Source organism: Streptomyces sp. NPDC050546, from assembly GCF_044457425.1.
Taxonomy (GTDB): Bacteria; Actinomycetota; Actinomycetes; order Streptomycetales; family Streptomycetaceae; genus Streptomyces.
Genome location: NZ_JBITGX010000001.1, coordinates 144,743 through 163,669 on the forward strand (window position 1 = coordinate 144,743; position 18,927 = coordinate 163,669).

An 18,927-nucleotide genomic window follows, 5' to 3' on the forward strand; every position below is an offset into this window, starting at 1 on the left:
CCGTATGAGCGTCGCTCACGCCCCGGCCGCCCGCCCGTCCCTCTGGCCGGCGGCGGCCGGCCGTGTGCTCGCCGCGGTCGCGCTGCTCGGGGCCGTGGCCCTGCTGCCGTGGCTGACCGGCGCGGACCCGGCCCGCACGGTGCTGCGCGCCCGCTCCGCGGACCAGAACCCGACACCGGACGAACTGGCCGTGGTACGGGAGCAGTTGGGCCTGGACGAGGGGCCGCTCGCGCATCTCGGGCACTGGCTGGGAGGGCTGCCTCGCGGGGACGCGGGAGTCTCGTGGGTGTCCGGGGAAGCCGTCATGCCGCAGGTGGGGACCGCCCTCTCGGTGTCCCTGACCCTGATGCTGGGCGCGTTCGTGGTCACCGCCGTGGTGGCCGCGCTGGTGTGCGTCCGCACGGTGTTCCTCGGCTCCCGGCGCCGGCTGCGTCAGGACCGGACGGGCACGACGGCCGCTGTGCTTGCCGCGCTGCCGAAGTTCCTGCTCGCCTCGGTGCTGGCCACGGTGTGCGGGGTGTGGTGGGGGTGGTTCCCCTCCAGCGGCTGGGAGGGACCGCCGTCGATGGTGCTGCCCTCGCTCGCCCTCGGCATCCCGTCGGGCGCGATGCTGGGCGGGCTGCTCGACCAGGCGCTGCCCGCCGCGTTCCACGAACCATGGGCGCGCACGGCGTACGCCGTCGGTCTCCCGCCGGGCCACATCGCGCGCGACGCGCTGCGCCGCACCCTGCCCGGCATACTGCCGCAACTGCTGCCGACCGTCGTGGCCCTGGTCGGCGGCGCGGTCGCCGTGGAGAAGATCTTCAACATCCCCGGGCTGGGCCGGCTCGCCCTGGAGGCCGCCGTCGCGCAGGACCTCCCGGTGCTGCAGACCGCGACCCTGGCCCTGGTGCTGCTCGGCGTGAGCGCCGGCGTCCTGATCCGGGCCCTGCGCCACGCGCTCCTCGGCCGTCCCCTGCGCGACGGCGCCCTGCCGGCGCTGCACCGGCCCCCGCTCGTCGCGCCGCGCTCCCTGCGCTGGATCACCGCGGTCTGTGCGCTGGCCCTGCTGGCCCTGGTCACGGCGGGCCTCCTGCGCGACCCCCTGGGGGTCGACACGGCGGCACGGCTGCTGTCCCCCTCTCCCGAACACCCCCTGGGCACCGACGCTCTGGGCCGGGATCTGCTGGCCCGGCTGGGTCACGGGGCGGTGCGCACGGCGGGGGTCGCCCTCGCCGTGACCGCGCTCAGCGCCGCCACCGGACTGCTGCTGGGCATGGCACCGCGGGCGAGCTCGGGTCCGACGGAGGTCGTGTCGACGCTGCCCGCCGTCCTCGCGGGACTGCTGATCGCGGGTGTGACCGGACCGTCGGTGTGGGGAGCGGCCTGCGCGGTCTGCGCGGTGGGCTGGAGCCCCTACGCCGCCCAGACCGCCGCACTGCTCGAACAGGAACGGGCGAGCGGTCACATCGCCGCGTCCGTCGCACTCGGGGCCGGGCGGCTGCACCTGCTGCGCCGCCACCTGCTCCCCGCGGTGGTGCCGGCCCTGCTGCGCAACGCCCTGCTCCGGCTGCCCACGACCGTCCTGGTCCTCGCCTCGCTCGGCTTCCTCGGCCTCGGCGAACAGCCGCCCACCCCGGAGTGGGGCCGGCTCCTCTCCGAGAACCAGCCGTACGCCGAACTGGCCCCCTGGACCGTCCTGGGCCCGGCCGCCGCGCTGGTGCTGCTCTCCGTGCTGGCGGTGACGGCCGGCGCGGTGCGGCGCGAGAAGGGCGCGCACGGCGGCCAGGCGTTCGTGTGACAAGGCCTCTTCGATCAGCTGGACCGGCTGGACCGCCTCAGTCCTCGTGCCCGGCCGGAGGCAGCTTGGTGCCGGCCCGGCAGCCGATGAAGGACGTGTTGGGGCAGAAGGCGTCGAAGCCCATGCCGTACCGGGCGAAGGATCCCCAGGCCGCCTTGCGCACCCCGGCGTACTCGGCCTCGGTGAACGCCGTTCCCTTGAGGTCCTTCAGGGCCCGCAGGATCGCGCCACGGGCGGTGAGGAACGACGGGTTCTTCGGGGTGAGTTTCAGCCCGTCCACGACGGCTTGCCAGGCGACCCGGTAGCCGCGCTCCCTGCCGCCGAGTTCCGCGCTGATCCGGCGGGTCATCTCCAGGAGCGCGGCGCACCAGATCTCGCCGACGTTGTGGATCCTCGTGTAGTCGAGTCCGCCCGTGGCCTGCCCGATGTCCCCGAAGTCACCGGGGTAGCGGTCGTCGTACGGTCGCTGGCGGATACCGCCCGGGTCGTCGATGGCCCAGTCGCCGACAACGGTGTGCTCGTGCTCGCGGGAGAAGTTGAAGATGGTGAGCGCGAAGTAGTCCGACCAGCCCTCGCCCATCGCCCGGGACTGTGGTTCGCGCAGGCCGTTGGCATCGTGCAGCCCGCCGACGAGCCGGTTGGTCGTGCCGTGTGTGGCCTCGTGGACGACGACGTCCATGGCCAGGGCCGTGTGCCTGCCGGTCTCTTCGACCAGCCCCATGTTCATCTCCGCCGCCAGACCGTCGGCGCGCGTGAGCATGGTGGCGGTGCCCGGAATCGCCACGGGATGCGTGAAGGCGCGGACCGGGTCGGCGCCGTGGCCGAGGCCCGAGACATTGACGGTCTGGAAGTTGCCGTGCTCCTCCGTGAAGCCGAGCATGACGAAGAAGTCACGCATGTAGTTGCAGCCGTAGAAGATGTTGGTGACCAGCTGCTCAGGAGTGTCGGGGTCCGGGGCGAACAGCGCGTTGCCCGCCGCGTCGAGGTCGACCTCGAAGCTCTTGCCGGTGACACCGTCGACGGCCTCGACGTTGTTCCCGACGGTCGCCACATGCCCGTTCTGTCGCGTGACCCAGGGTCCGAAGAGGCCGGGCGCCGGCGCCGGTGGCGGTTTGACCGGGTAGTCGCTCAGGGGCAGCGGGAAGGAGGCCAGCGCGAATCCGGTCTCGGCCGGGTTCTGCCGGACCACCACGCCTCCGATGACATGGTTGGACAGGTCCTGGAGATACAGGACCTGGGGTGCCGTCCTGTCCGACGTCGTCTCGTCGGCTTCCACGAGCGCGTGGTACTGCACGGCCCCCCTCGCGCGGGAGAACCTGAACGACCACGCGAGCCGGACGGCGTCGCCCATGTAGAAGTACACGAGCCGGGCGGGGATCGCCTCGTCGAAGGCGCCCTGGTCGAATGTCATCGGCTGGTCGTTGCGCGCCTGGGCACTGAGCCGGCGGAAGCCGGCGGAGGTGTCCAGGGCCGGGAGGGCGTCGTCACCGAAGGGACTCTCGACCGTGACCGGTGCGGCGGCCTTCGCGGCGCCCGCGGCGAGGGCCGCCTCGACCGGCACCACGGGCATCGTGGGCACGCTGCCCGGCACGCTCGCCGTGTCCCCGACGACCCCGTCGACCGTGCCGTCCTCGCGCAGCCACACCTTGGGGGCCATGCCCCACACGTCGATGCCGTTGAGCGTCTGCTGGAGGCTGACCACGCGCATGCCGCCGCTCGTGGACGTCACCTTCGGATCGGCTTCGAACTCGGCGGGCTCTCCGGCGGCGAACCCGATCGCCCCGGATACCGAGGAGAGGTACTCCTTGGCGCGGGCGATGTAGTCGCCGTCGGCGGACCCGGCGCCCGCCCGTTCGGCGAGGCCCGCCGGTGCGCCCTCCACCCGCAGCTCGGTCAGGTGCCCGGTGAAGCGGTTGACCTTGCTGTCGTCGGCGATGAGGGTGTGGTGCACCGACTCCGCCACGCGATCGGTCTCGGCGAGGAACGCCTCGGCGCCCTGGACCCGGGCGAGCCGGTCGTAGTCCATGTCCCGTTTGTCGATCAGCTGTGTCATGACGCTTGCTCCTGTTCACCGGGCGCGGGAAGCCCGGCTTCTGCCGTCCTGTGGTCACAGGCCCGCGAGGGTGAGCGCGGTCGCCGTTACGGAGCGGGCGACCGTGGCCGCGAACTCCGGGCTGTGATCTTGGTCGATGAGCGTGTCTCCCGGGGTGTGGTACTGCCTGGTGCCCGTACCGGGCCCGCCGTCCGGAGCGAAGATGTCCTCGGAGACGGCGATGGCCGCCCACCCCCGCTCATGGAAGCTGGCGTGGTCGCTCCGTCCGATCGCCGGATCGTCGGGGCCCGTGAGCTGCTGGACGGTCACCGTGGGGTCGATGGCGGGGAGGGTGCCCGCGACGAGGGCGCCCAGCGCGTCGGAGGCTCCGACGACCGGACCCGGCACCGAGGAACCGGCGTGGATCTCGACGGTGGGTGCGCTGCCCTCCTGGCGGCCCGCGATCATGTCCATCTGGAAGACACCGGCGATACGGTCGTCCGCAGCGGCGGCGGCCCGCGCATAGAACTTGCTGCCGACCAGGCCCTGTTCCTCGGCGTTGAAGAGCACGAAGCGCACGTTCCGGGTCGGTGTCCTGCCCTCGGTGAGCAAGTCGTGCAGGCACTCGGCCGCGGCCATGACGGCGGCGGTTCCACTGCCGTCGTCGTCGGCGCCCGGTGCGGGGTCCACAGCGGGGTCGTAGAGGCGTGGGGCGCCGTTCTCGTCGAAGAATTCGCCGCTGGAGGCGGTGGAGTCCAAGTGCGCGGTGATGAGCACCGTGGAGTCCGCCCCTGCCGCACGGTGCTCGGCCTCCACGTTGAACAACCGGCTTCCGCGCCACCGGAATCGGTGCAGCCGTACCGTCAGGCCGAGGTTCTGGAAGCGGTCCGCGAGTGCCTCGACGACTCGGGGGTTGTCCGCGGCGGACGCGTCACGGCTGCGGACCAGGAGCGCCTCGCCGGCTCTGAGCGGTTCGACGCCGGAGATACGCGCGACATGACCCCGCAGTACCCCGGGGGTCACGGCCGCCCGTACCGCGGCGACCGTTTCCGGGGAGGGATGGCCGTCACCGGCTGCCGACGCGGGTGGGCCCGGCTCCGCCGGGCCTTCCGTGAGGCCTGCGGCGCGTCCTTGTGCCGCCCGTGCCTCACCGGGGCGGGAAAGGAGCGCCGGGTCCGGAAGCAGTCGCTCGGTATGGCCAGGCTTCGCGCCCGGCAGATGGACGTCCTCGATCGGAGCGCCGACGGGTGCGGCGACGTAGACGCCGCCCGGCGCGGCGCCCAGCGGAAGGAGGGGCGGCGCGTCGAGTGCGGCGAGTTCCCCGGCGACGACGCCGAAAGCGGACGTGGCGCGTGTCGTCGCCCGGTCCGGGGCGTCCGCGAAGTCCGGGCCGGTGGTGAGGGGGCGGTCGTCGCGGATCAGGAAGGCCTCCGTGTCCTCCACCGGCCCCCGGAGGTCGACCGCGAACCCGGCGCGCTCGAGTGCGGCGGCGCCGCGCATGCTGGCCATGGCCAGCACGAGCCGTGGGGAGGCGATGTGCACGGGAACGACCTCGGTCTGGTTCGCGACCGTCTCCAGCGCGGGCAGGCCCCGGTCCTCGGGCAGCTCGATACGGGCCCAGAGCACGAGCCGGTTCTCCAGGGCGGCGCCGGTGAACACGGGGTGGGCGGCGGTACGCAGCCCCGCCTGCGCGGCGAACGCGCGCTCCTGGTGATCCTCGCCCACGAAGACGCACTCGCCGGGTGCGGAGGCCGGGACCCCCTCGCCCGCCGTTCCGGCGACGGCCTCGTCGAAGATCTCCCGGTTGTTCTTGGGGCCCCAATGGATGAGCGCGTCGTCCGTGAACCGGCCGGGGAAGGCCTCCCGCAGGGCTGACGCGGCCCGCTCAGCGGCGCCTTCACTCGGGCCCGGGTTGGAGATGACGCCCTTCGGGACGTCGCGGAAGGCGTCGAGCACGGCGAGGACGCGAGGCCGTGGCAGCAACGTCAGCGAACCGTCCGCCTCCTCCCGGGCGTCTGCCAGGGTCGCTCCTATGTCGAAGAAGAGCGCGGACATTTCAGTGCCTCCACACAGTGAACCGGTCCGGAATCGGCGCATGACCGAGTGAACGTCCCGAGCGGCACGGGCCGTTCGAGAACGAGGTGATCACGACAGGGGAACCGTGATAGGTCCCGCGCTGGTTTGCCCCTGTCCTCCATCGTCCGCCTTCGGTTGCGCGCTCGCATCCCAGGATGTAGGGCGAATTCCGTTCAACTCGGGACAGTTGAACGAGCTACGGAGCGCGAGCGACCTCGAAGGACTGGCACGGTGGCGGGCGCTTCGCCCGGGTGCTGCGTACGCGCCATACCGCGCCCGTCGGAATGGTCACCCACGAGGCCTCGGCGTCCAGCACACGTTCGGCCACTGCCTGCGCGCCAACTTCTAAAGGGTGTTGCGGAAGGTACGGTGGCGGGCATGGCTGAGTAACGCCTGTCGTGCTGTTTCACCCGGCTAGGGCGAGGTTGTGCATGGTGGCGACGGCCGGACGGCGTGGTGGAGGCCGTCGCCTCTCTGGCGGCAGTCGCGCAGGATCTTCCAGGTCTTCATCCGGGCGAGGGTGTGCTCGACACGGGCCCGCACCCGCCGGTGCTCGGCGTTGTCTTCCTCCTGGCCGCGCAGCAGGGGGCGCCCGGCTCGTCTGCGGTGCGGGACGATCAGCCCGGTGCCCAGGTAGGCGCCGTCCGCGATCACTGTCGCCCCGGCCGCTACGGCGGGCAGGTCGGACTCGCGCCAGACGTGGGCGTCTGCCTTGTTGCCGGGTGCGGGCCAGGCCGGGCCGGGGCCACCACCAGGCGGGTGTCGGCGTCGATGATGACCTGCACATTCGCCGAGAACCGGTAGGTGCCCGAGGAGGCTGCGACCTGCCGGTCACGGACCGGGATCAGAGTGCCGTCCACGATCCATAGCCGGTCAGTGCCTGCCACGAGACGGGGCGCCGGCTCCAGCGCAAGCAAGGGTCGCAGGCGTTGGACAACCCGGCAGACGGTGGCGGGCGAGCAGCCGAAGAGAGGTGCGAGCTGCCGCATGGTGAGGTTCGCGAGGGCCGGTCCGCTGTACCAGGCGGCAAAAAGAAATAGGAAAGGAGTTCCCCGCTCCTTTCCATGCTCAACTTATAGCGCACCGGGGGGCTTGCGGCAAGGCCCTGGTGGTGCCGCAGAATCACCGTCCGAAGCCGGAAGTTGAGGAATGAGGAGTCGCACGGTGCGTGTGTTGTTATCGACGTATGGGTCGCGCGGGGACGTCGAGCCGATGGCGGGACTGGCGGTGCAGTTGCGGGAACTCGGCGCGGAGGTGCGGGTGTGCGCGCCGCCGGACGAGGACTTCGCCCGGCTGCTGGCCGGTGTGGGCGTGCCCCTGGTGCCGGTCGGTCGGTCGGCGCGGGCGCTGACGACCGCAGCGCCGCCGCCCTCGTCCCTGCCCGAATACGCGGCCGAGTTGATCGCCGCGCAGTTCCACACGGTCACCGCGGCGGCCGAGGGATGTGACGTGCTGCTGGCAACCGGCATGCTTCCCGCTGCGGCCGGCGCGCTGTCGGTGGCCGAGAAACTGGGCATCCGGCCCGTGTACGCGAGCTTCCAGAAGATGGTCCTGCCGTCTCCGCACCACGCACCGCTGGCGTATCCGGGTCGGCCGTTCCCACCGGAGGTGACGGACAACCGGGTGCTGTGGGACCTGGACGCGCAGAGCGTGGACGCACTGTTCGGTGAGGCGCTCAACTCCAACCGGGCGTCGCTCGGCCTACCACCGGTGGCCCACGTCCGCGACCACGTCATCGGCAACCGACCGTGGCTGGCCACGGACCCGGTCCTGGACCCGTGGCGGGAGACGCCGGACCTGGATGTCGTCCAGACCGGTGCGTGGATCCTGCCCGATGTCCGTCCGCTCCCGGCCGAGTTGGTGGCGTTCCTGGAGACGGGCACACCGCCGGTGTACGTGGGCTTCGGCAGCATGCCCATGCACACCTCCGAGGACCTCCCCAAGGTGGTCATCGAGGCGATCCGCGCACAGGGCCACCGTGCCCTCGTCTCCCGCGGCTGGGCCGGCCTCGCCCTGATCGACGACGCCGATGACTGCTTCGTCGTCGGTGAGGCCAATCACCAGGCGCTGTTCGGCCGGGTGGCCGCCGTCGTGCACCACGGCGGCGCCGGCACCACGACCACGGCCGCCCGGGCCGGCGCGCCCCAGGTGGTGGTGCCTCAGGCGACGGATCAGCCGTACTGGGCCGGCCGGGTGACCGACCTGGGCATCGGCGCGGCACATGACGGTCCGACGCCGACCTTCGCTTCCCTGTCGGCTGCGCTCAGGACGGCCCTGGCCCCTGAGACCCGCGCGCGGGCGACGGCCGTGGCCGGCACGATCCGCACCGACGGGACGACGGTGGCTGCGAGGCTGTTGCTCGATGCGGTCGGCGGGGAAACGCCACCCAAGTCCGTCTGAACGATGCGGAATCATCGGGTCGGGGAGGCGTCCGGCATCGGACTGCGTAGCCAACACCGCGCTTTCCAGGTCGTCTTGTCCCGGCCCGCGCCCGGGAGCGCATAGGGCGCCATGCCGAAGCAACTCCGGAGAAGCCTTACTTCGCTTCCAAGTCGGAGCTTTCGAGCAGATGGTCATCGTTCGCGTCGGATGCGGCCCCTGAAGGGCGTGGCTCTCAGTCGGTGATCACGGGGCTGCGATGGATCCACTCGTTGCCATGGGCCGCCTGGTACATGAAGGCGGCCACGTCCGCACGGCTGATCGCCGGGTTGCCCTTCATGGGCAACCGGTCCCCCGTGCTGTACGTGCCCCGGGCGGGACCGTCGACCAACCGGGTCGGGTAGACCACGGTCCAATCCAGCCCGCTGGAGCGGATGCGCTCGTCGGCGATCTCCTTGTCGGCATAGATCGACCGCAGAAGCGTGCGGTAGATCGCCTTCTGAGTGGTGCTCGCCCAGCCGAAGGTGTGTCCGACACCGAACGACGACAGCCACACCAGACGGGAGACGCCCGCATCCTTGGCCGCGTCGATCACTGCCGTCGAGGAACGCGTGAAGAGTTCGTCGGCGCGCACGGACGTCCCTCGGCCCAGGCCGGAGACGATCACGTCCTGCCCGGTCGCGCCCGCGAGGACGTCGTGGGGCGAGGTGGCGTCTCCGGTGACCACCGTGACCCTCTCGGCCAGGTCACCGAGAGCCGCGGGGTTGCGCACAAAGGCCGTGACCGAGTCACCCGCGCGCAGGGCCCTGTCAACTACATGACGACCAGTGGGACCGGTAGCACCGAGAACGAACAGTTTCATGGCACGGGAACCTTCCGTGAGCGTGGGGGTGAGGATCGGGCGTGCGTCTGTCGCGCCGATGGCCACATCCGGGCCGCGCCGACAGAGAAGAACTAAGCGGACAGCTGTCCGTTACGAAGAACGTAGCGGACAGCTGTCCGGTAAGGCAATACCGAATCCCGGCTCGGTCGGCCACGGACGCGAACGGCAGGTCCGCCAGGCAGCGCGTCCACTGGGGACCGGGGCGGGGCCGCGGCACGCGAGGCAGGCGGGAATCACTCGAACGAATACAGACCACAGTGCGACGGACCCCAGAGCCCGTGGACGACGGACGAATACCCCTCAGGGAATCCGCCGACCTCGCCTCGCCTGCGCCACCAAGAACGCGGGCGCTCAGCGCCGCCCCGGAGCCCCTGCGCGCAGGCCGTCCATGACGAGATCCAGCAGCCGGGTGGCCTGAGCAGGCCAGTCTCCGCGGGTGTCGATCTGCCAGATGCCGGCGACGGCCAGGAGGAAGTCGTCGCAGCTCAGGTCCGGGCGAATGGTGCCTGCCTCGTGGTTGGCATTGAGCAGGAGGTCGATCGCGTCGACCACCAGCGAGAATCCCGGCCTCTCCGGCCCTCCCGTCGCGTTGACGGCCTGCCGCAGCGCGTCGGCCAGACCTGCCTTGGCCATGGCGAAGCGGGAGAGACGGTCCATCCACGCACGCAGAGCTTGGTCGGGTTCCATGGTCTTCAGCAACTCGGTGGCACTGTCAGTGAGTTGCTCCACCTCATGGCGATGCACCTCCAGGACGAGCGCCTCCCGGTTGGGGAAGTTGCGATAGAGCGTCCCCTGCCCGACGCCCGCCTTCTTGGCGATCGCACTCAGCGGGGCGTCCGCCGAAAGCGACAGTTCGACCAGCGCCACGTTCAGGATGCGCTCCCTGTTGCGCTGCGCGTCCGACCGCTGAGGCCCGTCATTTCCCGGCTCCACAAGCCCCTCCTCAGCAGACCCACAACCGAGCCCCGCAACACCGGACCCATACAGCAGCCCTCTACCGGACTCCTGTCCGCTTACGTTCCACCATAGCGGGCGGGACTGCCGGGGTCTTCACCTCGGTGGCACGTGCCACCATGAGGAACGACCGCTGGTAGCGGGCAGTGGTCCGCTGAGCAATCAGCGAGCGCTGACCGCGGCCGAGGTGGCGCGCAGGGCCCGGGCGGTACGGCGGAGATCGGCGTGGACCAGTCGGCCCGCGAACTTCACGACCTTCCCTGCCACGAGGACTGTCGGCCTCGTCGCCGGGTGTTGCTGAGGCGGTGGCACCCGAGTCGCCGATCAGCTTCAGCTCGTCGTCGCCGATTCCGTTGCCGTGGACGTAGACGGTCTTCTCACGGAGCAGGCCGGCGTCGCGCAGGGCGAAGAGCGGCCGTTCGTTGAGGGGGGTGCTGGCGAGCTGGATCGTCAGCGGCAGGTCCATCTCGTCGGCTGAGCGCCAGTCCTTGGCCACCGTCTCCATGGGCGTGGCCAAGGGGCCGAGCGGGGCGTACGCCATGGTGACGAGCGCGTTGTCGTCGGCCAGGCGCTCGCGGATCCGGCGGACGTCGGTGAGCTTCCCGCCCTCGGTCACGTCGACCGGGGTGCCGTAGCCGAAGACCGCGCGCAGCCCCGCTGCCCTCAGGGCGTCGACGGCGGCGTCCGCGAGCTCGGGCGAGTACGCGATGTGGGCGAAGTCCAGCTGGGTGGTGATGCCCGAGTCAAGGCACTCCAGCGCGCCGGCCAGGGTCGAGTTGTACACGTCCTGCGGCCGGAACTTCGGGCCGACCTGCCCCAGAAGGCGGACGTAGGCGTCGAGGGCTGCTGGCCGGGATCCCGGCCGACTACGTCACCCGCCTCGAACAGGGCCGGGCGACCAACCCTTCCGATCAGGTCGTCGAGGCCCTGGCAAGGGCACTGCGGCTCACGGGAGACGAGCGGGCGTATCTGTTCGGGCTGGCCGGGCTGGTGCTCCCAGGACCCGAGTTGGTGCCGTCGTACATTCCGCCCAGTGTCCTGCGACTGCTGGACCGGCTGGTGGACACACCGGTCGCGGTCACCGACGCCGCCTTGACGCTGCTGATGGCCAACCCGCTGTACCAGGCGCTGTTGGGCGACACGTCCGGCGCACGCGGCCTCGAACGCAACGGAGCGTGGGGGGGGTGTTCCTGGGATCGTCCCCCCCGGATCAAGCACACACCGGAAGAACAGCGCGCCTTGGAGATCGGCATGGTGTCCGAGCTGCGGTCCGCCGCCGCCAGGTATCCCGCCGACCGTCAACTGCGGCAACTGGTCACCGAGTTGCGCGTAGGTAGCGAGCGGTTCGCCGAGCTGTGGGAGGCGGGTGTCGTCGGCAGTCTTGAGGTCTCACGCAAGACGATCGAACATCCGCAGGTGGGCCTGCTGACCCTGGACTGCAACGTGCTCCGGATGACGGCAGCGGCCTGCGCATCCTCGGCTACTCGGCCGAGCCGGGCACCGAGGACGCCGAGAAGCTGGCGCTGCTGGCGCTGCTGGCGGTGGTCGGTACGCAGAGCCTGACTGCCGAGTAGTACCTGGCTGGGCTTCTCTGCCATCTCCGTGCACGACAATCGCGATAGACTATGACGATTGTTATAGACAGTGGGACCAGAAGGGGCCTCGCAGGTGAACAAGTCCAGCCCGTCAGCACGTGAGCGGATCGTGGCCGGTGCGGCCGACATGATCAGTCGGCGCGGCCTGAACGCGACGAGCATCCGCGAGATCGCCAAGCACGCCGAAGCGCCGCTCGGGTCGACGTATCACTATTTCCCTGAGGGTAAGCAGCAGTTGGCGACCGAAGCCGTCCGCCACACGGGCGAGTGGACGACCCGCAGCCTCCGCGCGGAACTACGGGCGGGTCCGGCAGCCGGACTGCGGGCCTTCCTCGCCCTGTGGCGCAAGATCGTCGTCGACAGCGACTTCCGGGCCGGCTGCCCCGTGCTCGCCGTCTCCATCGAGGAATCGGCCATCGATGAGATGCCGGCCGCCCTCGCGGCCGCCGCCGACGTCTTCGCCACATGGGAGAGTCTGCTCGCCGACTCTCTGCGCGAGCACGGCGCCGAGCCCGATCAGGCGACCCAGCTCGCGACACTGATTGTCGCGGCCGTCGAGGGAACCGTGGCCATGTGTCGCGCCAAGCGCAGCACCCAGCCCCTCGATCACACCGCCGAGCAACTCCAGTCGCTCATCCTGGCCACGATCAAGGACTGAGCCGACCCTCACACTCCCCGGACTGTCACACGCCCAGCGCGGCACGGACGGCCTTGACCCTCTCCTCCGTGAACACCCCGCTCTCCAGCAACGGCAGGATCGACAGCACGCCGCCCGAGGAGCCCCAGCCGCCCTCCTCGATCACCCGGAAGTTGACCCACCAGGCCGGCGCCGGCTTCTCCAGCCCGCAGGCCACCGCCAGTGCGGCCAGGACGCGTTCGATGACCTCGGCCCGCACCTCCCGCTGCCAGGCGGCGTCCATGACGGCGAGGTCGATCACCATCACGTCGAGTTCCTGCTCGGCGTCCGCCAGCAGCCTGCCGCCGACAGCCATCATGTCCCGCTCGCGCTCGACGAAGTGCACCTGGAACCCGGCCCGGGCCGCCGGGGCGGGCTGCCCCACCTCGGGCACCAGCACCGCGTCGGTCAGCGTCTCGGCCAGCTCGCGGCGCTGCTCCAGGCTCAGACGGCCCTTCGGCGCGTTCACGGTAATGATGGTCATAACATCCTCCTATGACAGTCGTTATAGACGGCAGGCTACGACATCATGGCCGGGCCGCGCGGACGGCACGGTCGACGAGTCGTCAGGTGATCGGCAGGCTTGGGAACAGCGCACGGGCACGGTCGGGGTCCGGAGACACGAAGACGCCGTCCGCTGCCACCAGGACCGTGGCGTGGTCCTCTTCGGTGGTGATGACGCCGACTACCGAGAGCCTTCGGTCCTCGACGCCGGTGACTTGGGCGAACGCGCGCAGAGGCGTGTCCAGAGGAACGGGACGGTGGTAGCGCAACTGGAGTGAGACGGTCATCGCAGGCGTCCCGGCGGCGACGCAGACCCAGCCCATCAGTTCGTCCAGGAGCATGGCGCTCATGCCTCCGTGTCCGTAACCGGGCGGGCCTTCATGCGCTTTGCCGAGGACACAGGTTCCCGCCACTCCGCCGTCGGCCGGCGTGAAGGTCATGGGGGGTGCGAGTGGGCTGCCGGCACCCGTGACGGGGCTGTACATCCGTACCCCTCCCGGGAACTCGTCCACCGAAGGGATCTCCGCGCGTGCGCGACGCCGCCCGGTCAGCTGCCTGGTGAGACTGCGGACTCCGTCCGTCACGCGGTGCAGGGTGTCCGGCGAGGCCGCGGTACGCACAGTGGCGTCGACCAGGGCACGCAGCTCGTGGCCCAGTGCGGCGATCGCGGCCCGTTCGCCTTCTGGGTCCTGCTGTGCCGGTCGTTCAGGGGCGGCGCTGGTCGTGGCCTGGTCATTCAAAGACGAGTTCATCGCGTTTCCGGGTGTCGCCGTGCTGCACGTCGCAGCCCGGTGGGGGGCAGCCTGTTGTGGTGGGGGTCGGGGCGGTGTCGCGTACGAGGACGAGACGGGCTTGAGGTTCTTCTTGGGCAGGGCGTCGGGAAGTTGTTCTCGGCCGAGAAGGGCATCGACCCCCTCCCCCCACGACGGTGAACGCCACGACGGGCCGTAGGGCCCGGCGCCTCAGTTCTCCAGGACGAAGATCGGCTTGTGGCCGGCGCGGTCCGAGGTCAGCACGTCGGGGATCTCGTCCCAGCCGTACACGCCGCTGGTCACCAGCTCGGGGTGGAGCGTCCCGGCGGCCACCGCCTCCAGCGTCGGTGTCATGTTCGGCCGCGCGTGCCCCTTGCCGTTGTGGAAGTGGACGCCACGCTGGTACAGCGCGAGCAGCGGGAGCTGGACCTCGTCGAAGTAGATGCCGACGCTGTTGACGTAGCCCTCGGGCATGACCGACAACAGCGCCTTGCGCAGCCGCGCGGCGTCGCAGCTGGCGTCCACCGCGAGGTGGAAGTCCTTCTCCCGCTTGCCGTTGATGTCATGGACCTCGGCGCCGAGCTGCTCGGCGACCTTCATCCTGACCGGGTCGTCGTCGTAGTACACGGTCCGGGCTCCGGCACAGTGGACCGCTACGTCGACGCAGTACAGACCGATGGAACCGGTCCCGCCGAACACCGCGACCTTCGGGTCGGTGATACCGGCGACGGTCGGCATCACCGTCTCCCAGCCGAGGGCGAGCTTGTCGCCGATCGAGGCCAGGTGCACCGGATCGACCCCGGCGGGCAGCTTGGCGAGGTTGAAGTCCGCGTAGGGAACGCGGATGAGCTCGTCGAAGGTCCCGCCCCAGGCCCCGTTCACCGGAAGTCCGTACTGGGCGTCGCCGTGGACGAGACAGCGGGCCGGGTGTCCGAGCTCGCACTGCGCGCAACTGCCGCACGCTATGTGCCACGCGACCCCGACGACGTCACCGACCGCGACATCCGTGCAGTCGGGGCCGACCTCGACCACCGTACCCACGCACTCGTGGCCGATCGGGAACGGGCCGAATCCGGAGAACGGCGTCTTGTCGCCGATGACATGGTGGTCGAGATCGCACGTCGTGGCCGCGAGCGGGCGTACGAGCGCGTCCGTGCCCTCGACGACGGTGGGGGCGTCGACCTCGTCGAAGCGCAGTTGTCCGGGCGCGACGAACATCAGGCTCTTCATGGGAAAGCTCCTCGGTTTCGTGGGGAAGCCGGGGTCGGCCGGTGTGCCGGTCGACCCGGTCGCCGTACTCGGTCAGACGGCGCCGGCGTCCGGGGCGCCGGCCGGGATCGCGTCCAGGAAGACCATGTCCGGAGCACCGGCCAGCGCGTGCGCCAGTGCGGTGCCGATCTCCCGCATCGCGGCACCCTTCATGTGCGCGCCCAGCGCCTCCTGCGAGGCCCACTTCTCGATCATGACGAACTCACCGGTGGTACCGGCCTTGCGGTGCAGCGCGTACCGCAGGCATCCGGGTTCGGCGTGCACCCTGGCCGCCGCCTCCGTCAGCGTCTTCTCGATCAGCTCTTCCTGACCGGGCTTGGCGACCATCGTCGCCACCAGCACTACCGGGTTGGTCATGGGGCTACACCTTTCACGTTATGACACTCGTTATAATTATGGCAGATGTCGTGCTGCCGGTTCTCACGGGCGGAGACCACAACTCACGGGCGCGCCTTCTCCAGTGCCGCGAAAGCGGCCTTGACGTACTGGTTCGTGCGGTCGCTGCCGAGGATCCCGGTGCCCATCCGGTTCATGATGTACGAGATCGCCGCCCGGCGTTCGGTGTCGATCACGACGATCGATCCGCCCCATCCGGTCCAGAAGCAGATCCGTCCTGGCGGGAGATACGGCACCGCGGGCGACGGCAGCCCGAATCCGATCCCGAATCGCAGATGAGCCCCGAGCACCAGGTCGGGGCCATCGGACTGCTGATCGAAGATCAGGTCGATGGTCTTCGGCGAGAGCAGGCGTACGCCGTCCAGCGTGCCGCCGCAGGCGATGACGGAGTGGATCCGGGCGAGCGACCGGGCGTTGCCATGACCGTTCGCGGCACCGATCTCGGCGCGACGCCACTCGGGACGCCACGATGTCGGCCGGCAGCACCATGCCCGACCGCAACCGGATCCCCTCGGCGACGAAGCCCTCGATCTGATCGGTGACCACGTCGACCTCCTCGCGCTGGATCGCCTTGAACAGGTCCGCGTCGGCCGTGATGCACACCCTCTGGTCCCACGGCGCGTACGACGGCGTGAAGTGCTCACGCACCGCGTCCTGACCAAGGCCGCCGCGCGGCGGCCTTGGTCAGCAGCGCCCGCGCCCGGTCGGGGAAGCGCCGGCAGTAGTGGTAGAAGCCGTTGGAGTAGGCGGCGTTGCGCGCCCTGACGACCCGGTGTGCCAGTCCGGCGGGCAGCCGCCGCCGGACCCCGGCGGCGAACCGGTCCCGGCGCGGCACCGCGGTTATCCATGTGGCGTTCGACGGTCACCGTCCAACGGGCCGTCTTACCCGACCAGTTGGCCGAGATCACCTTCGTGGAGCAGTGGATGTGGCGGTCGATGCCGAACCGTTCCACGGTGCGCCGCAGGTAGTCGAGGATCTCGTCCCCGTCGGCCATGGAGCAGTCACGTTGGCTCCGCAGAACGCCTACTGCTACCGGGGCAGCCGACGGCGTGGTGACCGCCCAGCTCCTCGACGGCGTGTTGTTTGCTCAGAGTCCCGCGCGTCCGGACCGCAGGAGCGCCGCTGACTGGGCTCTCCGTATGGCGAGCGGTAGATGTATGGCCGCCGGCGACCTGTCTCTGCGGCTTACCGCTCTCTGCCTTGCGGCGCACACAGATGCCTCCGCTGGTCGAGGATGTGCCGAGTTGGAGCGGATCGCGCGTGAGGCCGGACTCGTTCCCGCGGAGCTCATCGCTGTGCTCGATCGGTTGGCCAAATGTCTCATCGGCTGGCACGTTGTCTCCGGCTCGGGAGATCTGCACTGGGAACTGCTGCCGGAGGCATCGGTATCAGCGGACAAGCGGTCGATGTGGCACCAGGGTGAAACCGGAGAGCAAAGGAAAAACAGCCATTTCACGCTCGACGGCATCGACCTACCGCTGGAATAGCAGTCACGCCGGTCCGAGCAGGCATCATGGGGGGGCGGCGCCAGCAATCCCTCGTGGAGCTCTTCTTTCACGACGGCGGCACGGGTACTTCTCGCGCCGCGGTGCGAGCTCCGTCAGCTCGCGCTCCCCTCCGCCGTGCGCCGGGCACGCGCCTCGGCGTCGGCAAAGCCGTGGGAGAACGGTATCCGCCAAGTGTGTACCGCGCGCAGCTGTGCCCTGCGCAACTCGGCGGCGTGGAAGGCGAAGCACAGGATCGCGTCGGACGGTTCGTCAAAGTTGACGGCTGCCGCCACATCGGCGGCAGGGCGTGCGGACCGAGGGGACTTCGCCTCGGCTGCCGGCAGACTCTCCGACTCACCCGCCCGTACCAGGACGACAGGATGCTTCGAACGAGCCGCGGTGGCCATGGCAACCGATCTGAACACGAATCCGCCCAGGCCACTTAGGCCTGGGCTGCCAGTGACGAGAAGGTCGGCACTTTCGTGCTCGGCGAGCTATAAGGCTTCCCCTCGCGAGTCGGCGGCACGTTGGGCGGGGCCGCCCTCCGTAGGCGGTGGCCGGTTATCGGTCGGTGGTGGTGATGCGGCGGCCGGTGAGGGTGGTGGGGCGGACCGACACCCACATCTCGCGTTCACCGCCCGCCCATGGCGTGGTGTGTGCGCGACGGGCGAGCGCCACGCACCAGACGTGACAACAAACTTGTCCAACTGGTGACAGCTACCGTGTCCGGTCAGCAACGCCGAGCACCCGTCGGGTCTCGGCGGCGATCTGCTGTGTCTCGCCGGTTGCGACCACGAGGACCGGGACACTTCTCACCGCCTGATCGATGCGGCGGAGGCCTTCCCGCATCAAATCCTCCAGTTCGGGGACGAGTAGCCCGCCTCGTACACCGAGAACAGTCAGGGCCGAGCAGATCTCCTCGCGAACCTCGGGTTGGTTTTCGCCGATCTCGCCGGTGAAGACAAGCGCGTCCAGCCGGTCCAGCGAGGCGGCCATCGAGGCGATGCCCCTGCGGCAGCTGAGTGTGAACGTCGCCAGCGCCAACGCGGCCGCGGCATCACCCTCCGCGCGGGCGCGCACCAGTTCCCGGGTGTCTCCCGAGGTGCCGGAGAGGCCGAGCAGACCGGAATGCCGGTGGAGTGTGTCGTCCAATTCGTCCGTGCTCAGACCGTGCCGCCGCTGCAGCCACAGCAGCGCTCCGGGGTCGAGGCTGCCGCTGCGCCGGCTCATCACCAGGCCTTCCAGCGGAGTAAGGCCCATGGTGGTGTCCACGCTGCGTCCGTTCCGGACGGCGCAGGCCGAGCAGCCGCCGCCCATGTGCACGAGCACGACCTGGAGGTTGTCGACGGGTCGGCCCAGGGCCTGCGCCGTCCTCTGCAGTGCCCACGAGTAGGAAAGCCCGTGGAAGCCGTACCGGCGCAGCCCGTATTCGGCTCGCCATCGTTCCGGCACGGCGTACGTGCGCGCTTGTGCCGGCAGATCCTTGTGAAAGACAGTGTCGAAGCAGGCGACATGAGGAACGTCGGGCAGGAGTTCTCGTGCGGCGTCGACCACATGCAGGGCAGGGGTCACGTGCAGCGGCGCGAGATCGGCGACGTCCGCCAGCAGAGCCCGTACGCGTGCGTCGATCAGCGTATGTCCAGTCAGATGCGGACCGCTGTGGACGATGCGGTGACCAACCGCCGCAGGAGCGGGCACCTCGCTGAGGAAGTTCCGCAGCTCCGCCGCCGCAGCAGGCCCCGGGGGCTCCGAGGCGTCTCGATCCGCCACTCGTTCACCGTCCGCCGCGAACAGAGCGACGTGAAGGCTCGAAGAGCCGGCATCGAGGACCAGTATGTGACCATCACGGCTCTCGTGGGAGCGGGCAGCACTCATCACACACCTCCAGTGCACCCGCGTCCTCCGGCACGGTGCGCCCGCCACGGAGTGCGACCCTGTGCTCAGGGTCCGACCGGGTTGTGCTCCGCCCGGCCCGGCAGGTCGGTGAGGAAGACGCCGATGTCCCAGTCGCCGTCCTCCAGGCGGGCGCCGACGTTTCGGCCACGTCGGACACGTCGACCTGTTCGTTCGCCGCCAGGGGCGCCGTCGGTGTCCGTCTGCCGGCGGATGCCCCTGGCGGTGCGGTGGCGCGGTTCCTCCCGCA

General features: G+C 70.2%; 16 protein-coding genes and 5 pseudogenes. 5 read left to right on the forward strand and 16 right to left on the reverse strand.

Annotated features, from left to right (window positions below):
• Nucleotides 1–4: 4 nt before the first annotated feature.
• On the forward strand, nt 5–1,780 hold the full coding sequence (locus ACIBK5_RS00685) for an ABC transporter permease subunit (protein WP_399014719.1): 1,776 nt from the start codon (nt 5–7) through the stop codon (nt 1,778–1,780).
• Nucleotides 1,781–1,817: 37 nt separating this feature from the next.
• Here ACIBK5_RS00685 and ACIBK5_RS00690 read toward each other — a convergent pair whose 3' ends face one another.
• The 3 genes and pseudogenes from ACIBK5_RS00690 to ACIBK5_RS00700 all read right to left on the reverse strand — a co-directional run.
• Nucleotides 1,818–3,833, reverse strand: coding sequence for a M36 family metallopeptidase (locus ACIBK5_RS00690; RefSeq protein WP_399014721.1), 2,016 nt, complete (start codon nt 3,831–3,833; stop codon nt 1,818–1,820).
• 54 nt (nt 3,834–3,887) lie between these two features.
• Nucleotides 3,888–5,867, reverse strand: coding sequence for a M28 family peptidase (locus ACIBK5_RS00695; RefSeq protein ID WP_399014723.1), 1,980 nt, complete (start codon nt 5,865–5,867; stop codon nt 3,888–3,890).
• 427 nt (nt 5,868–6,294) lie between these two features.
• Nucleotides 6,295–6,889, reverse strand: a pseudogene (locus ACIBK5_RS00700) (transposase); the annotation flags it as partial.
• 163 nt (nt 6,890–7,052) lie between these two features.
• Here ACIBK5_RS00700 and ACIBK5_RS00705 point away from each other — a divergent pair.
• Entirely contained in the window at nt 7,053–8,288 is a 1,236-nt protein-coding gene (locus tag ACIBK5_RS00705; protein ID WP_399014725.1) for a glycosyltransferase, read from the forward strand.
• Between the two features lie 214 nt (nt 8,289–8,502).
• On the opposite strand, the gene ACIBK5_RS00710 is transcribed toward ACIBK5_RS00705, so the two are convergent.
• The 3 genes from ACIBK5_RS00710 to ACIBK5_RS00720 all read right to left on the reverse strand — a co-directional run bounded on the left by ACIBK5_RS00710 (nt 8,503) and on the right by ACIBK5_RS00720 (nt 10,888).
• Nucleotides 8,503–9,129 carry an NAD(P)-dependent oxidoreductase gene (locus ACIBK5_RS00710; RefSeq protein WP_399014727.1) on the reverse strand — a complete coding sequence of 209 codons (627 nt, stop codon included), beginning with the start codon at nt 9,127–9,129 and terminating at the stop codon, nt 8,503–8,505.
• Between the two features lie 372 nt (nt 9,130–9,501).
• Nucleotides 9,502–10,083 (reverse strand): TetR/AcrR family transcriptional regulator, encoded by a 582-nt coding sequence (locus ACIBK5_RS00715; protein WP_399014729.1) that lies wholly within the window; start codon nt 10,081–10,083, stop codon nt 9,502–9,504.
• Between the two features lie 61 nt (nt 10,084–10,144).
• Complete coding sequence (locus ACIBK5_RS00720; protein WP_399014731.1) at nt 10,145–10,888, reverse strand: hypothetical protein; 744 nt, start codon at nt 10,886–10,888, stop codon at nt 10,145–10,147.
• A gap of 59 nt (nt 10,889–10,947) precedes the next feature.
• Between ACIBK5_RS00720 and ACIBK5_RS00725 the strand changes: the two are divergent.
• Together ACIBK5_RS00725 and ACIBK5_RS00730 are read left to right on the forward strand one after the other, a co-directional pair.
• Nucleotides 10,948–11,678: pseudogene (locus ACIBK5_RS00725) on the forward strand (helix-turn-helix transcriptional regulator).
• A gap of 94 nt (nt 11,679–11,772) precedes the next feature.
• Complete coding sequence (locus tag ACIBK5_RS00730; protein ID WP_399014733.1) at nt 11,773–12,357, forward strand: TetR/AcrR family transcriptional regulator; 585 nt, start codon at nt 11,773–11,775, stop codon at nt 12,355–12,357.
• 25 nt (nt 12,358–12,382) lie between these two features.
• On the opposite strand, the gene ACIBK5_RS00735 is transcribed toward ACIBK5_RS00730, so the two are convergent.
• The 7 genes and pseudogenes from ACIBK5_RS00735 to ACIBK5_RS00765 all read right to left on the reverse strand — a co-directional run bounded on the left by ACIBK5_RS00735 (nt 12,383) and on the right by ACIBK5_RS00765 (nt 16,131).
• Entirely contained in the window at nt 12,383–12,859 is a 477-nt protein-coding gene (locus tag ACIBK5_RS00735; RefSeq protein WP_399014735.1) for a 4-oxalocrotonate tautomerase family protein, read from the reverse strand.
• Nucleotides 12,860–12,941: 82 nt separating this feature from the next.
• On the reverse strand, nt 12,942–13,631 hold the full coding sequence (locus tag ACIBK5_RS00740) for a PaaI family thioesterase (protein ID WP_399014738.1): 690 nt from the start codon (nt 13,629–13,631) through the stop codon (nt 12,942–12,944).
• A 210-nt stretch (nt 13,632–13,841) separates the two neighbouring features.
• On the reverse strand, nt 13,842–14,861 hold the full coding sequence (locus ACIBK5_RS00745; RefSeq protein WP_399014740.1) for a zinc-binding dehydrogenase: 1,020 nt from the start codon (nt 14,859–14,861) through the stop codon (nt 13,842–13,844).
• Between the two features lie 72 nt (nt 14,862–14,933).
• Complete coding sequence (locus ACIBK5_RS00750; RefSeq protein ID WP_399014742.1) at nt 14,934–15,257, reverse strand: putative quinol monooxygenase; 324 nt, start codon at nt 15,255–15,257, stop codon at nt 14,934–14,936.
• An 83-nt stretch (nt 15,258–15,340) separates the two neighbouring features.
• The gene (locus ACIBK5_RS00755; RefSeq protein ID WP_399016264.1) at nt 15,341–15,472 is read right to left on the reverse strand and encodes a hypothetical protein; all 132 of its coding nucleotides are present in this window, start codon (nt 15,470–15,472) and stop codon (nt 15,341–15,343) included.
• A pseudogene (locus tag ACIBK5_RS00760) lies at nt 15,473–15,940 on the reverse strand (hypothetical protein); the annotation flags it as partial.
• Nucleotides 15,937–16,131 (reverse strand): hypothetical protein, encoded by a 195-nt coding sequence (locus ACIBK5_RS00765; RefSeq protein WP_399016267.1) that lies wholly within the window; start codon nt 16,129–16,131, stop codon nt 15,937–15,939. The gene ACIBK5_RS00765 and the pseudogene ACIBK5_RS00760, both read right to left, overlap by 4 nt.
• A 410-nt stretch (nt 16,132–16,541) precedes the next feature.
• Here ACIBK5_RS00765 and ACIBK5_RS00770 point away from each other — a divergent pair, with 410 nt between their 5' ends.
• Nucleotides 16,542–16,784 carry a hypothetical protein gene (locus ACIBK5_RS00770; RefSeq protein WP_399014745.1) on the forward strand — a complete coding sequence of 81 codons (243 nt, stop codon included), beginning with the start codon at nt 16,542–16,544 and terminating at the stop codon, nt 16,782–16,784.
• 113 nt (nt 16,785–16,897) lie between these two features.
• Here ACIBK5_RS00770 and ACIBK5_RS00775 read toward each other — a convergent pair.
• The 3 genes and pseudogenes from ACIBK5_RS00775 to ACIBK5_RS00785 form a co-directional block, all read right to left on the reverse strand.
• Nucleotides 16,898–17,263, reverse strand: a pseudogene (locus tag ACIBK5_RS00775) (universal stress protein); the annotation flags it as partial.
• An 82-nt stretch (nt 17,264–17,345) separates the two neighbouring features.
• Nucleotides 17,346–17,456, reverse strand: a pseudogene (locus ACIBK5_RS00780) (DNA-binding protein); the annotation flags it as partial.
• A 45-nt stretch (nt 17,457–17,501) separates the two neighbouring features.
• Nucleotides 17,502–18,659 carry an acetate/propionate family kinase gene (locus ACIBK5_RS00785; RefSeq protein WP_399014747.1) on the reverse strand — a complete coding sequence of 386 codons (1,158 nt, stop codon included), beginning with the start codon at nt 18,657–18,659 and terminating at the stop codon, nt 17,502–17,504.
• Nucleotides 18,660–18,927: the final 268 nt, after the last annotated feature.